This window comes from Actinoplanes sp. NPDC051494 (genome assembly GCF_044454705.1).
Lineage (GTDB): Bacteria > Actinomycetota > Actinomycetes > Mycobacteriales > Micromonosporaceae > Actinoplanes.
Genome location: NZ_JBITDZ010000003.1, coordinates 662,626 through 675,974, shown reverse-complemented (window position 1 = coordinate 675,974; position 13,349 = coordinate 662,626). Strand labels below are relative to the sequence as shown.

14 protein-coding genes are annotated in these 13,349 nt (G+C 72.0%); 7 read left to right on the top strand and 7 right to left on the bottom strand.

The features are described 5' to 3' along the window. Positions 1–62: 62 nt before the first annotated feature. The 5 genes from fabI to ACIA6A_RS15640 all read right to left on the bottom strand — a co-directional run bounded on the left by fabI (position 63) and on the right by ACIA6A_RS15640 (position 5,736). The gene (gene fabI, locus ACIA6A_RS15660; protein WP_396098305.1) at positions 63–830 is read right to left on the bottom strand and encodes an enoyl-ACP reductase FabI; all 768 of its coding nucleotides are present in this window, start codon (positions 828–830) and stop codon (positions 63–65) included. Positions 831–851: 21 nt separating this feature from the next. Beyond that, positions 852–1,556 (bottom strand): beta-ketoacyl-ACP reductase, encoded by a 705-nt coding sequence (locus ACIA6A_RS15655; RefSeq protein WP_396098304.1) that lies wholly within the window; start codon positions 1,554–1,556, stop codon positions 852–854. 805 nt (positions 1,557–2,361) lie between these two features. Continuing rightward, on the bottom strand, positions 2,362–3,312 hold the full coding sequence (locus ACIA6A_RS15650; RefSeq protein ID WP_396098303.1) for a VWA domain-containing protein: 951 nt from the start codon (positions 3,310–3,312) through the stop codon (positions 2,362–2,364). Then, positions 3,309–4,262 carry a DUF58 domain-containing protein gene (locus ACIA6A_RS15645; protein WP_396098301.1) on the bottom strand — a complete coding sequence of 318 codons (954 nt, stop codon included), beginning with the start codon at positions 4,260–4,262 and terminating at the stop codon, positions 3,309–3,311. The genes ACIA6A_RS15650 and ACIA6A_RS15645 overlap by 4 nt, the downstream gene beginning before the upstream one ends. A 196-nt stretch (positions 4,263–4,458) precedes the next feature. Beyond that, positions 4,459–5,736, bottom strand: a complete 1,278-nt coding sequence (locus ACIA6A_RS15640; RefSeq protein ID WP_396098300.1) for an AAA family ATPase — start codon at positions 5,734–5,736, stop codon at positions 4,459–4,461. Positions 5,737–6,135: 399 nt separating this feature from the next. Between ACIA6A_RS15640 and ACIA6A_RS15635 the strand changes: the two genes are divergently transcribed. The 5 genes from ACIA6A_RS15635 to ACIA6A_RS15615 are packed head-to-tail and all read left to right on the top strand — an operon-like array spanning position 6,136 to position 9,300. Then, positions 6,136–6,342, top strand: coding sequence for a hypothetical protein (locus ACIA6A_RS15635; protein ID WP_396098299.1), 207 nt, complete (start codon positions 6,136–6,138; stop codon positions 6,340–6,342). Positions 6,343–6,352: 10 nt separating this feature from the next. After that, entirely contained in the window at positions 6,353–6,880 is a 528-nt protein-coding gene (locus ACIA6A_RS15630) for a PH domain-containing protein (protein ID WP_396098297.1), read from the top strand. Then, complete coding sequence (locus ACIA6A_RS15625) at positions 6,877–8,436, top strand: PH domain-containing protein (protein WP_396098296.1); 1,560 nt, start codon at positions 6,877–6,879, stop codon at positions 8,434–8,436. Before ACIA6A_RS15630 ends, ACIA6A_RS15625 begins: the two co-directional genes overlap by 4 nt. Positions 8,437–8,441: 5 nt before the next feature. Beyond that, the gene (locus ACIA6A_RS15620; RefSeq protein ID WP_396098295.1) at positions 8,442–8,837 is read left to right on the top strand and encodes a thioesterase family protein; all 396 of its coding nucleotides are present in this window, start codon (positions 8,442–8,444) and stop codon (positions 8,835–8,837) included. Beyond that, a complete protein-coding gene (locus ACIA6A_RS15615; protein WP_396098294.1) occupies positions 8,830–9,300 on the top strand; it encodes an NUDIX domain-containing protein in 471 nt (156 codons plus the stop codon). The genes ACIA6A_RS15620 and ACIA6A_RS15615 overlap by 8 nt, the downstream gene beginning before the upstream one ends. Here ACIA6A_RS15615 and ACIA6A_RS15610 read toward each other — a convergent pair. After that, on the bottom strand, positions 9,297–10,229 hold the full coding sequence (locus ACIA6A_RS15610; RefSeq protein WP_396098293.1) for a PfkB family carbohydrate kinase: 933 nt from the start codon (positions 10,227–10,229) through the stop codon (positions 9,297–9,299). The genes ACIA6A_RS15615 and ACIA6A_RS15610 overlap by 4 nt on opposite strands. 109 nt (positions 10,230–10,338) lie before the next feature. Between ACIA6A_RS15610 and ACIA6A_RS15605 the strand changes: the two genes are divergently transcribed. Both ACIA6A_RS15605 and ACIA6A_RS15600 read left to right on the top strand, forming a co-directional pair. After that, positions 10,339–11,013, top strand: a complete 675-nt coding sequence (locus ACIA6A_RS15605; protein WP_396098292.1) for a superoxide dismutase — start codon at positions 10,339–10,341, stop codon at positions 11,011–11,013. Positions 11,014–11,103: 90 nt separating this feature from the next. Beyond that, complete coding sequence (locus ACIA6A_RS15600) at positions 11,104–12,573, top strand: aminopeptidase P family protein (RefSeq protein ID WP_396098291.1); 1,470 nt, start codon at positions 11,104–11,106, stop codon at positions 12,571–12,573. Positions 12,574–12,637: 64 nt separating this feature from the next. On the opposite strand, the gene ACIA6A_RS15595 is transcribed toward ACIA6A_RS15600, so the two are convergent. Continuing rightward, positions 12,638–13,150, bottom strand: coding sequence for a DUF6174 domain-containing protein (locus ACIA6A_RS15595; protein ID WP_396098290.1), 513 nt, complete (start codon positions 13,148–13,150; stop codon positions 12,638–12,640). Between the last annotated feature and the right edge of the window lie 199 nt (positions 13,151–13,349).

The window sequence follows — 13,349 nt, the reverse complement described above, 5'->3', positions numbered from 1 at the left end:
TCCGAATAAACCTCGCTTGTCAGACATTTACTGGAGGGCCCGGAGGCCCTCCAGCATGCCCGTCAGGCACCGAGCGCGTGATACCCGCCGTCGACGTGGATGATCTCGCCGGTGGTGGCCGGGAACCAGTCCGACAGCAGCGCGCAGATCGCCCGCGCGGTCGGCTCCTGGTCCGAGAGGTCCCAGCCGAGCGGCGCCCGCTCGGCCCACGCGTCCTCGAACTGCACGAACCCGGGGATCGACTTGGCCGCCATCGTGCGCAGCGGGCCGGCCGACACCAGGTTGCTGCGGATGCCCTGCTTGCCCAGGTGCAGCGCGAGGTAGCGCGACGCCGACTCGAGGCCGGCCTTCGCGACGCCCATCCAGTCGTAGACCGGCCACGCCTTGGTGGCGTCGAACGTCAGGCCCACGACACTGCCGCCGCTGCTCATCAGCGGCAGGCACGCGGTTGCCAGCGACTTGTACGAGAACGTGGACACCTGCAACGCCTTGGCCACGTCCTCCCAGCCGGCGTTGAGGAACTCGCCACCGAGCACGCTCTGCGGCCCGAACGCGATCGAGTGCACCACGCCGTCGAGACCGTCGACGTGCTCGCGGACCTTGCCCTCGAGCGACGCCAGGTGCTCGGGATCGGTCACGTCCAGCTCGATCACCGGGGCCGGCTTCGGTAGCCGCTTGGCGATCCGCTCGACCAGCGACAGCCGGCCGAAGCCGGTCAGCACGACCTCGGCGCCGTTCTCCTGGGCGATCTTCGCCACCGAGAACGCGATCGACGCGTCGGTGATGATGCCGGTGATGAGCAGCCGCTTACCGGCCAGCAATCCAGACAACTGATTCTCTCCCATTGTTGTTCAGTGACCCATACCGAGACCGCCGTCGACCGGGATGACCGCGCCGGAGATGTACGCCGCTCCGTCGCCGGCCAGGAACGTGACCGTGTCGGCCACTTCCCGCGGCGTCGCGAGCCGCCCGGCCGGGATCGCCTTGAGGATCTCGGCCTTGCGCGCGTCGGACAGCACCTCGGTCATCTCGGTCTCGATGAACCCCGGCGCCACCACGTTCGCGGTGATGTTACGGCTGCCCAGCTCACGGGTGATCGAACGGGCCATGCCGACCAGGCCGGCCTTGCTCGCCGCGTAGTTCACCTGACCGGGACCGCCGTACAGGCCGACCACCGACGAGATGAAGACGATCCGGCCCCATTTCGCGCGCAGCATCTTGGAGCTGGCCCGCTTGGCGACCCGGAACGAGCCGGTCAGGTTGGTGTCGAGTACCCGGGTGAACTGCTCCTCGGACATCCGGAGCAGCAGCGTGTCGTCGGTGATGCCGGCGTTCGCGACGAGCACCTCGACCGGGCCGAGCTCCTTCTCCACCGTGGTGAACGCGGCATCGACAGCCGCCGGGTCGGTGATGTCGCACTGCACACCGAACAGGCCTTCAGGGGCGCCGGAGCCACGGTGCGTGACCGCCACGCGGTCCCCCTGCTCGGCGAAGGCCTGCGCGATCGCGAGGCCGATGCCACGGTTTCCTCCGGTCACCAGGACGGTGCGGGCCAACGCGCTGCTCCTTGCTGTCGGGACGTCCGCCGGGAAGTCACGACGGATCGCTCGCAGACTAGGCGTTACCTGCGAGTAGCTGATACCCGGCACGGTCCGCGTCACACCGGCGCCGCCGCGCCGGCTCGCCGCCGGACCGGATCACCGTGAGCCGCCGCCAGGCCCACCCCCACAGGGGGTCACGCTAGGTGGTGGCGCCCTGTTGATCACCCTCGTCACCCTGGGTGATTATCCGGTCAGCGCTGTCGGCGTCCTGGGCGCTGGGCGGTCGGACCTGAACCCACCGGCGCCCGCCGCGGGCACACCGGCTCTCGAGCCGGACGGCGGCGGCTGGGTGCCGACATCGCCGGCCGCGGCAGCTCACCCGCGTGGGGGACGCCACAGGTAGCCCGAATTTCTTAAATGGCGCTTAAGGAGTACTGTCTCACTCGGTTCCAGACGGCCTACTACCGACGGAGGTGATCGCTGTGCGAGATAGCGATCCTCCTAGTCGTGGCCGGGCCGCCCGTCAGTCGCTCTGACCCGCCGCAGGCTGGGTTCTGACCCGCTGACACCGCTCACCCACTCTCTGCCCCACCCTGGCACGCGCTCCTGGCGCTCATGCCGGGTGTCGTCGCGCCGCGCCGCGACGTTGCAGACAGTGCCGGTCGCGACTTCCTCATGCGCAACTTTCTCCGTACGCACCTCACGGAAAGTCACTGACATGAACCGATTTGTCGCTCCGCTCAGCTTCACCCTCGCCGCCGCCTGGGTTGTCGTGGTGTTCGTCCTGGTCCACAACAACCCCTGACCGCACCGCCGCCGGTCAGGGCAGGCGGGACGTCCACACCATGCTCCACGCGGCGGCCGCGATGCCGAACAGCAGCGCCGTCCCCGCGTACCACTGGGTGATCTCACGGGGTTCGACCCGGTGGCCGATCGAGCTTCCCATGTCCTCGTAGACCTGCTTCAGCTCACTGACCGACGCCGCCTCGTAGAAATACCCCTTCGTCTTCTCCGCGAGCTGCTGCAAGGAGAGCCGGTCCACCGGCACCCGTTGCAGCACGCCGCGGATGTCCACGATGCCGGTGTCGGTGCCGAAAGCGATCGTGGAGACCGGCACGTTCGCCGCCTCCGCCGCCGCACCCGCGTCCTCGATGGAGCGGCCCGACGTGCGGTACCCGTCCGACAACAGCACGATCCGGGCCGGCGGGGCGCCGTCGGCACCGTCGGACGGCACCGAACGGATCGCGTCGAGGGACGTGAACACCGCCTCACCGGTGGCCGTGGCCTCCGCGAGGGTCAGCCCGTCGATGCCGGCGAGCACGTCCCCGCGCTCCTTCGTCGGGGAGACCAGGACGTTCGCCGACTTGGCGAACGAGACCAGACCCAGGTTGTACGTCGGGGGCAGTTCCTGCACGAACGCCTTGGCCGCTTCCTGGGCCGCCTCGATCCGGTTCGGGGCGACGTCGTCGGCCTCCATCGACAGCGAGACGTCGATCGCCAGCATGACCGTGGCGCGTTCGAGCGGCTCCTCCCGGTCGATCGACGGACGGGCCATGCCCAGCGCCAGGATGAACAGGCTGAGCAGGAACGCGGCCGCCGACACGTGCCGGCGCCAGCCCAGGCCCTTCGGGGCGAGCGTGCGCAGCAGGTCGACGTTGGTGAACTTCATCGCATAGTGCCGTTTGCGGAACTGCCGCCAGATGTAGGCGGCCGCCACCAGCAGCACGGGCAGGACGACGAGCAGCCACCACGGCTGCAGAAAACGGATCATCGGGTGGTCCCCCGGGTGCGAGCGTGTCGTTGGGCGGCCACGAAGCGGACCATGTCCAGCAGCCAGTCGGAATCGGTGCGCAGGCGCAGGTGCGCGGCTCCGGCCGCCCGCAACGCGCGCGCGATCTCGCCACGTTGCCGGCCGGCCGCCTCCGCGTACCCTTCCCTCAGCTTAGGGTCGCTGGTCTGCACCTCGTGCAACGCGCCGGTCTCCGGGTCCGCGAGGGTGAGCACGCCGACATCGGGCAACTCCAGCTCGCGCGGGTCGACCACCTCGATGGCCAGCACGTCGTGCCGCACCCCGAGCTTGCGGATCGGCCGCGACCAGACGTCGACCGGCGCCAGGAAATCGGAGACGACCACCGCCACCCCACGACGGCGCGGCGGCCGGTTCAGCAGATCGATCAGCTCACCCAGGTCGGCACGTCCGGGCCTGATCTCGGTACGGGCCACCGCCCGCAGCAGTCCCTGAGCTTCCTTACGCCCGGGGCGCGCCGGCATCCGTACCACCGAGGGGTGCTCGGGCGCGGTGGCGGCCGGGGCCTTGCGACGCTTCCAGAACGCGCCCCGATGCTCGCGCACCGGCCGGTCCGGCCCGGTCCCGACGACCGCGCCGATCCGGTTGCCACCCCGCACGGTCAGGTGCGCCATGGCGGTCGCCGCGGCCAGCACCAGGTCGCTCTTCAGATACCTGGCGGTGCCGAAATCGAGGCTCGCCGACAGGTCGAGCGCCATCCACGTCTCGAGCTCCCGATCGGCGATGGTGCGCCGCACGTGCGGCTTGGTGGTGCGAGCGGTGACCTGCCAGTCCATCCGGCGCACGTCGTCGCCGGGACGGTACTCGCGGCTCTCCCCCGCCTCGCTGCCGGGCCCGGGCAGCAGGCCCGCGTAGTCACCCTGCAGGAGCCCGTCGAGCTTGCGGGTGACGAGCAGCTGCAGCCGCGAGAGCACCACCTCGGCCCGAGCCGTGCCCGCGCCCGTGATCGGCGGCGGGAGCTCAGTGGTCCGCCCACTGTGCTGCGCGACACCACCAGCCGCCCCAGACCCCGGCCCGGTCGGCGCCGGCCCGGTCGACCCCGGCCCGGTCGGCGCCGGGCCAGTGGATACCGGGCCGTTGGATACCGGCTCTGTGGTCACTGGCCGACCGTCACTGCTGGCCCGGCCAGGACGGCTGCTGGGCGGCCGGTGGCTGCTGAGCCGGCCCCATCGGGAACGGCTGGGGCTGACCGGGCTGGGGCTGACCGGGCTGGGCCGGGCGGGCGCCGAACGGGGCGCCGCTCGCGGGGGCCGGCACCCCCGAGACCTGGGCGGGATAGCCCGGGCCGTGCTGACCGGGTCCGGTGTGCTGAGCGGGGCCGCCGTTCGGGCTCGGACCGTTGTGGCCGTTGGTCGCGGCGGCGTCCTGGCGGGGCGAGACCGAGGGCATCGGGACGCTGGCCATGATGCGGCCGACGATGTGGTCGGCCGGGACGTCGTCGGCCAGGGCGTCGTAGCTGAGCACCAGACGGTGCCGCAGGATGTCCGGGGCGATGTCCTGCACGTCCTGGGGCAACGCGTAGTCGCGGCCGCGGAGCAGGGCCAGCGCCCGGGTCGCGCGGACGATGCCGAGCGAGGCCCGGGGGCTGGCGCCGTACTGGATGAGCTGGGCGACGTCCGGCATGCCGTGCTGGGCCGGGGCGCGGGTGGCGAGGACCAGGCGGACCGTGTAGTCGACCAGTGCGTTGTGCACGAAGACCTGGTCGGCCCGGCGCTGGAGGTTGAGCAGGTCCTCGGCGTTGAAGATCGGCTTCGGCTCGGGGGCGCTGACGCCCATCCGGTAGACGATCTCGCGCTCCTCGGCATCCGTCGGGTAGCCGACGATGATCTTCATGAGGAACCGGTCGCGCTGGGCCTCCGGCAGCGGGTAGACACCCTCCTGCTCGATCGGGTTCTGGGTGGCCATGACCAGGAACGGGTCGGGGACCCGGTGGCTCTCGCCGCCGATCGACACCTGGTGCTCGGCCATGACCTCCAGCAGCGCCGACTGGACCTTGGCGGGCGCGCGGTTGATCTCGTCGGCGAGCAGGAAGTTGACGAACACCGGGCCCAGCTCGACGTCGAACTTCTCGCTCGACTGGCGGTAGATCCGGGTGCCCACGATGTCGGCGGGGACCAGGTCGGGGGTGAACTGCACCCGGGAGTACGTGCCGCCGACCACCTTGGCCAGGGTCTCCACCGCGAGCGTCTTGGCCACACCGGGGACACCCTCGAGCAGGACGTGACCCCGGGCGAGCAGGGCGACGAACATCCGCTCGATCATCCGGTCCTGCCCGACGATCACCCGTTTCACCTCGAACATGGCCCGTTCGAGCTGCGTGGCGTCCTGCGCGGGGGGCACCGGCGCGGACGTGCTGGTCGTACCTTCGGGCGTGGTCGGCTCGGCCACCGGTCCTCCAACAGCGTGTGCACTTCGCGGGCGCGTCGGCGCGCATGCCGACGCTCAAGACTTACACGACCGGGCTGGGAGCAGTCCGGCAGTGCCGCATTACGCGCCGACGGCAAGACTACGAACATGTCGATCTTTCTGCGCGATGAGCACGGACGGGCACCTCGAGCGGGTAGACGAATGCCCGGATCACCGGTGTAACATTCACCCCGTCGCCGGGCGACTTCCCCCGTGGTCGCCCGGCGCTCAAACTTCTCTTCTCCGCAGCTCAGGACCGGCTTCCTTCGAGCGCGCGAGGAACTTCCGCCCGGTCCCCGGAAAGACCGTGGTGGAAATCCGAATCCGTTCCACACCCCGGGCGCGTCGGGCCGGATCACCCCGGTCGGTAGGGTTCTGCGGGTGGACGACGAGCCGGCCGTGCAGTGTTCCGCCAAGCGCTGCCGCTCGGCCGCCCGGTGGGCCCTGCGGTGGAACAATCCCAAGCTGCACGATGCCGCGTACCGGAAGACCTGGCTGGCCTGTGAGCAGCACCGCGAGACCCTCGGGCAGTTCCTGGAGCTCCGGGGTTTCCTGCGCGAGGTGACCGCGTTCCGTCCCACCCCCTAATCTTCAGGGGGTGAGCGACCAATCCGGCGTGACCCAGCAGGGCGTACCCATCGATGCGCTGGAGCCGTGGCCCGACACCGTCGACTGGCGGCCGGTGTCACGGAGCCTGATCACTGTGGAACTGATCAGCCGCGCGTCGTGGGCGGTCGTCGTGCTCATCGGGCTCTGCGCCGGCTGGGTGCTGCAGGGGCACTGGCTCTGGCCCACCGCGGTCGCGCTGGAGATCGCCGCCTGGGCCTGGCGCTCGGTGGTGACGTTCCGGGCGGTCCGGGCCTGGGGCTATGCCGAACGCGACAACGACCTGCTCGTCCGGCACGGGCTGGTGGTCCGCCGGCTGTCGATCGTGCCGTACGCGCGGATGCAGTTCGTGGACGTGACCGCCGGGCCGCTGGAGCGGGCGTTCAAACTCGCGACCGTCCAGCTGCACACGGCGTCGGCGGCCAGCGACGCCAAGATCCCCGGCTTGCCGCCGCAGGAGGCGGCCCGCCTGCGCGACCGCCTGACCGCCCTGGGCGAGGACCGGGCCGAAGGCCTGTGACCGCCGCCGACACCCACCCCCAGCCGGACCCGGCCCAGCCCCAGCCGGACCAGCCCCAGCCGGGTGAGCTCCCCGGTGACGAGACCGGCGGGGAGCCGCGGCGGCGGCTGCATCCGCTCAGTCCGCTGCTGACCGGGGCCAAGTCGATCGCCGTCATCGTCGCCGCGCTGAGCTGGCAGACGTTCTCGCAACTGGGTGCGGAGAAGTTCGCGCTGGTCGTGGCCGTGCTCGCGGTCGGGGTGGTGATCTTCGCGGTCATCGGGTGGCTGAACACCGGATACCACGTCGTCGGGCGGGAACTGCGGATCCAGGACGGCCTGCTCTGGCGCCGGAACCGGGCCATCCCGCTCGACCGGTTGCAGGCCGTCGAGGTGCGCCGGCCGTTGCTCGCCCAGCTCACCGGGCTGGCCGAGCTGCGCCTGGAGGTGGTCGGCGGGGGCAAGACCGAGGCGCCGCTGGCCTACCTCACGGTCAAGGAAGCCGGCGCTCTGCGGGAACGCCTGCTCGCGCTTGCCGGCCGTACCCCCGGGTCCGGAGCCCGGGCCGCCGCCGAGGCCGCGCCGGGCGACGACGCCGGACCGGCCGCCCTGGAACGTCCGCTCTTCCGGGTCCGCAACCGGGACCTGGTGATCAGCCAGCTGCTCACCCCGCAGGCGTTCCTGCTGCCGGTCGGTGTCGCGTTCGTCGTCATGCAGTTCGTGCTCGAGGGGTCGTGGACGTTCATCGGCATCGCCAGCACGGTGACCGCGATGGCCGGCGTGCTCCTGCAGCCGGTGCGGCGGGTCCTGCAGGACTGGGACTTCCGGCTGGCCCGCGATCCGGACGGGCGGCTCGCGGTGCGGTTCGGGCTGGTCGAGACGCGCAGCCAGATCGTGCCGCTGAACCGGGTGCAGGCGATCGGGGTGACCTGGCCGCTGCTGTGGCGCATGCAGGGCTGGCTGCACCTGCGGCTCGACATCGCCGGGTTGTCCGGTCCCCAGGCCGGTGGCGACGACAAGCGCTCGGACCGGTTGCTGCCGGTGGGCGCGTTCGAGGTGGGCCGGATGCTGGTCTGGGAGGTGCTGCCCGGCGTCGACGTGGGCGCGGTGCCGACCGCGCCGCCGCCGGCCCGGGCCAGGTGGCTGCATCCGATCGCATTGCGGTCGTACGGCGTGGGGCTGACCGCCGAGGTGTTCGTGTCCCGGTCCGGGCTGCTGACCCGGGAGATGACACTCGTGCCGTACGCGCGGCTACAGAGCGTCCGGGTGATCCAGGGTCCGGTGCAGCGCCTGCTCCGGCTCGCGACGGTGTACGCGGACACGGCCGGCGGACTGTCCGGGGTGGCCAAGGACCGTGACGTCGCGGAGGCGTGGTGGCTCGCCGAGCAGCTGTCCGTGCGGGCCCGGCACGCCCGCGGCCCCGCACCGCTCGTCACGTCCACGGTGGCCGATCCTGGTGCCGCCGACCCGGTCGCTCCGATCGCTCCGGCCGCTCCGGCCGCTCCGGCCGCTCCGGCCGCTCCGGCCGCTCCGGCCGCTCCGGAGGGCGACGCGCTCTGGCAGCGGCCCCTAAGCTGAGTGGCATGGAGCTTCCGGAGTTCGCGCCCGGTCTCGGCAGCCGGGTCGAGCTGACCGTCACCGATGCCGACACGGCCCAGGCGCTCGGTTCCGGCGATGTGCCGGTGCTCGCCACGCCGCGGGTCCTGGCCCTGGCCGAGGCCGCGACGGTGGCGGCCACCGCCCGGCAGCTGCCCGGCGGTCTGACCACGGTGGGCACCCGGGCCGAGGTGGAGCACCGGGCCCCGACGCCGGTGGGGCACCGGGTGGTGGCCCAAGCGACGCTCGCCCGGCAGGACGGCCGCACGCTGATCTTCGAGGTCACCGTCCACGACGGTGCGGACCTGGTCGCGGAGGTGCGGGTCGAGCGGGTCGTCCTCGATCGGCGGCGGTTCATCGCCAAGGCGCTCGGGGATGAGTGATTTCACCGCGACGCTGCCCCGCAAGCGGATGGCGGCCGGGCTGCTCTTCCGGGATCCGGGCGGGCGGGTGCTGCTGGTCGAGCCGGCGTACAAGCCGACCTGGGAGATCCCCGGCGGGACCGTGGAGGCCGGCGAGTCCCCCTACGCCGCGGCGGTCCGGGAGCTGAAGGAGGAGCTGGGCCTCGACCTGACGCCGGGCCGGCTGCTGGTCACCGACTGGGTGCCGCCGCAGCCGGACCGCACCGAGGGCCTGATGCTGGTCTTCGACGGCGGCGTGCTCACCGAGCGGGACACCGCGCGGATCCAGGTGCCCGCCGACGAGCTGCTCGGCTGGGCGTGGTGCACCGAGCAGGAGGCGGCCGCGCGGTTGCCGGAGAGACTGGCCCGGCGGGTGCGCGCGGCCGTCACCGCGTCGGCGGACGGCACGTCGCTCTATCTGGACGACGGCTTCCCGGTGGGCTAGCTCCAGCGGGTGGCGAGCTCCTCGACGGTCGGCATCGCGACCGCGCCGCCGGGGCGTTCGCAGACGAGGCCGGCCACCTGCAGCGCGAACGTCACGTAACCCTGCCAGCCGGCGAGGTCCACCGGGACACCCTGGACGAGCAGGCGGCTCACCAGGGCCGCCATGACCGAGTCACCGGCTCCGGTGGCATCCACCGCGGCGACCCGCGGGGCCGGGATCATGGCGGTGCCGTCCGGCGTAGCGATGTAGGCGCCCTTGGCGCCGCAGGTCACCACGACCGCGCGGGCGCCGAGTTTGAGGATGTGGCTCGCGGCCGTCTCGGGCGTCGCGCCGTTCCAGAGCACCTCGACGTCGGCCGAGCTGAGCTTCACCAGGTCGGCGGTGGCGAAATACTCCTCGACGAGGTCGCGCAGCTCGTCGACCGCGGCGACGTCGGGGAGCAGTTTCGGGCGGACGTTGGGGTCGAAGACGCGCACCGGGCCCGGCACCGACCAGGCGGCCCGGGCGGCGGCCTGGAACGGCTCGCGCATCAGTGCGATCGACCCGGCGTAGACCACCGCCGCGCCGGCCACCGCGGCCTCGTCGACGTCGTCCGGCGTGACCAGCGAGTAGGAGGGCGGCTCGCCGTAGAACTGGAACGTCGGCTCGGCGCCCTCGAACGTGGTCACCGCGAGTGTGGTCGGCACCGGCACCCGGGTCACCGAGGTCGTGGCGACGCCGGTCTCGGTCAGGAACGCCGCGATGCGGTCGGCGAGCGTGTCACCGCCGAGCGAGCCGACATAGCGCACCTCGCCGCCGAGCCGGGTCACGCCGACCGCCACGTTCAGCGGGGCTCCCCCGATCGCCTGGCGGTAGATCAGTTCACCGGTCTCCAGCTCGGTCTCCAGGAGGTCGACGAGCGCCTCGCCCAGCACCACCGCGTACCCCATATCCGTGCTCTCCTCCCGGTCGCGCCGCCGGCCTCAGCGACTGCGTCCCCGGAAAGTTAGCACCCTCCCCGCGCTCGTCCGGTTTGGCGTGATTTGGCATTATCTGGGGATGCGTCGCTTGCTTCCCGCCCTGGCCACCGTGTTCGTCACCGCTCTCGCCGGCTGCGGCAGCTCCCCCGGTCTCGACGGCATCGGCGGCGGCGAGCCGTCCCTGCCGCCGCCCGGCACGCCGTTCATGATCTCCAGCGGCCTCCCGGCCCCGTCGGGTTCCGCCGGTGCCTCCGCCGGCGAGCAGGCCCCACTGACCGAGGGGACGGCGTCGGGCACGTTCCAGCCCGCCCCCCAGGGCACCCAGGCGGTCACGTACGACAAGGCGGTGGTCCCGCCCGGAGCGACGGCCCAGGTCTCGATCGCGACGACCGCCCAGGGGGTACGGGTACGGCTCGCCGTGACCGGGATGGTGCCCCGCCGCGCGTACGGGGCCCACCTGCACACGATGACCTGCACCTCGGTGCCCGACGACGCCGGTCCGCACTACCAGCACCAGGCGGACCCGTCGAAGCCGTCGGTGGACCCCGCGTACGCGAACCCGGGCAACGAGGTGTGGCTGGACTTCACCACCGACAGCCGGGGCGCCGCGACCGTCGCGTCGAGCCACGACTGGGCGTTCGGGGCTACGCAGCCGCCGCGGTCGCTGATCCTGCACGCGGAGCTCACGCGTACCGACGCGGGCAAGGCCGGGACGGCCGGGCCCCGGGTGGCGTGCCTCACCTTGCGCCCGTAGTTGATCTTCAAACGGCATCCGGGGCGAAAACCTGTCGGTGGGAAGCGGTAACGTCTCAGTCGCAACGCGGGACAGACGGGAGGCTCCACCATGGCTGAGCAGGGCGACGGCAAGACGCCGGCGAAGACGGAATCACACGACCCCGACTTCCCCGAGGCGTTCCTGCAGTTCATGCGCAGTGGCTGGCGGGAGGACGCGCTGGAGGTCACGGCGCGCCCCGAGGTGCCCAACTACGCCAAGCGGCGGGCCGCGCTGTCCGACGCGTTCCCGGGCGAGACGCTGATCATCCCGACCGGCAACGAGAAGGTGCGCGCCAACGACACCGACTACCCGTTCCGGCCGGGCAGCGACTACGTCTACCTCACCGGCGACGCGGACCCCGACGGCGTGCTCGTCATGCGCCCGAGCGGCTCCGGGCACGACGCGGTCCTCTACACCCACGACCGCAACTCCAAGGCCACCGACGCGTTCTTCCGCGACCGCAACGGCGAGCTGTGGGTCGGCCGCCGGCACACGCTCGCCGAGCGCTCCACCGAGCTGGGCATCGAGACCGCGCCGTACGGCGAACTCGGCCGCGCCCTCGCCGACAACGCCCCGGCCCGCACCCGGGTGCTGCGCGGCCTCGACGCCGCGGTCGACCGCACCGTGCTGGCCTACGACCCCGACCCGTCGGTGCGCCGTGACCGCACCCTGGCCGGGGTGATCTCCGAGCTCAAGCTCGTCAAGGACGAGTGGGAGATCGCCCAGCTCCAGGAGGCGATCGACGCCACCGTCCGCGGCTTCGAGGACGTCGCCCGGGTCCTGCCCGCCGACCGCGGCGTCAAGGAACGCCTCCTCGAGGGCGTCTTCGGCCTGCGGGCCCGCACCGACGGCAACGACGTCGGCTACAGCAGCATCGTCGGCGCCGGCGCCCACGGCACGATCCTGCACTGGATCCGCAACAACGGCGTCACCACCCCGGGCGACCTGCTGCTCATGGACATGGGCGTCGAGGCCCGCTCGTTCTACACCGCGGACGTGACCCGCACGATGCCGGTCTCCGGCACGTTCACGCCGCTGCAGCGCCAGGTCTACGACATCGTGCACGCCTCCCAGCAGGCCGGCATGGACGCCATCCGGCCGGGCGTCAAGTTCCACGACATCCACCTCACCTGCATGCGCGTGCTCGCCGAGGGCCTGCACGACCTGGGCCTGCTCCCGGTCGGCGTCGACGAGGCGATGTCCGAGAACTCCACGGTCTACCGCCGCTGGACGCTGCACGGCTTCGGCCACATGCTGGGCATCGACGTCCACGACTGCTCCGCGGCCCGCAAGGAGACCTACCGCGACGGCGCGCTCCAGGAGGGCTACGTCCTCACCGTCGAGCCCGGCCTGTACTTCCAGCCCGAGGACGACCTGGTCCCCGAGGAGCTGCGCGGCGTCGGTGTCCGCATCGAGGACGACGTCCTGGTGACCGCGGACGGCTGCCGCAATCTGTCGGCCGCCCTGCCCCGCACCTCCGCCGACGTCGAGGCCTGGCTGACCTCCCAGCGCGAAGCCGGCCCCCGCCTGCCCGACTGACAAACGGCCTGCCTGCCCGGCCTGAGACGAGGCCGGGCAGCGCAGATCTCTCCCGCCGCTGCGCCTAGGACCTCGGGGTGTACTCCGAGATGACGAAGCAGGTGTTGTCCTCGTTGTCGCCGTTCTCGGAGACGTCGAACGAGACCGCCACCGGGTGGCCGTCGGCGGGGTCGGCGCTGGTCGACATCTTGCCGCCGTCCTCGGCCGCGGTCCGGGCGATCTCGAGGAGGCCGCCGAGCGTCGGCGGCTCGATCTCCTCCTCGCTCGTGAACTGCCGGTCGTCGGTGCGCTCGACGTTCGCCACCTCGCCACCCGCGACCGTGACCTTGTAGATGCCGAGCTGCTTCTTGCCCTCGCAGCCGCGCTCCACGACGTACTCGTAGTTCGCTGGCTCGGTCCAGGCCGGCGGCGACGCGGCGGTGGACGCGGCGGCCGAGGCGCCGGGCTCCCACGCCGGGGTCTCCGGGTCGGACGTGCACCCCGCGGCCAGCGCCACCATCAACAGACCGCACATCACCGGCAGCGCACGCACGTCGAACTCTCCCCCACCTTCGACGACCGCGATCCGGGCCGTCACCGGTGCGTCATGATCCCGCAAGTCGCCCCGGCGCTCAACCCGGCCCCGTCCCCCGGCCGGCGGTCAGCCGACGACGCGCAGCAGCATCAGCGCCGTGTCGTCGACCGCATGACCGCCGGTGTATCCGGTGACCTCGTGACGCAACGCCGCGAGGGCGGACGGTGTACCGGGCCAGGGCGGTCAGCTTGGCCGCGTCGAT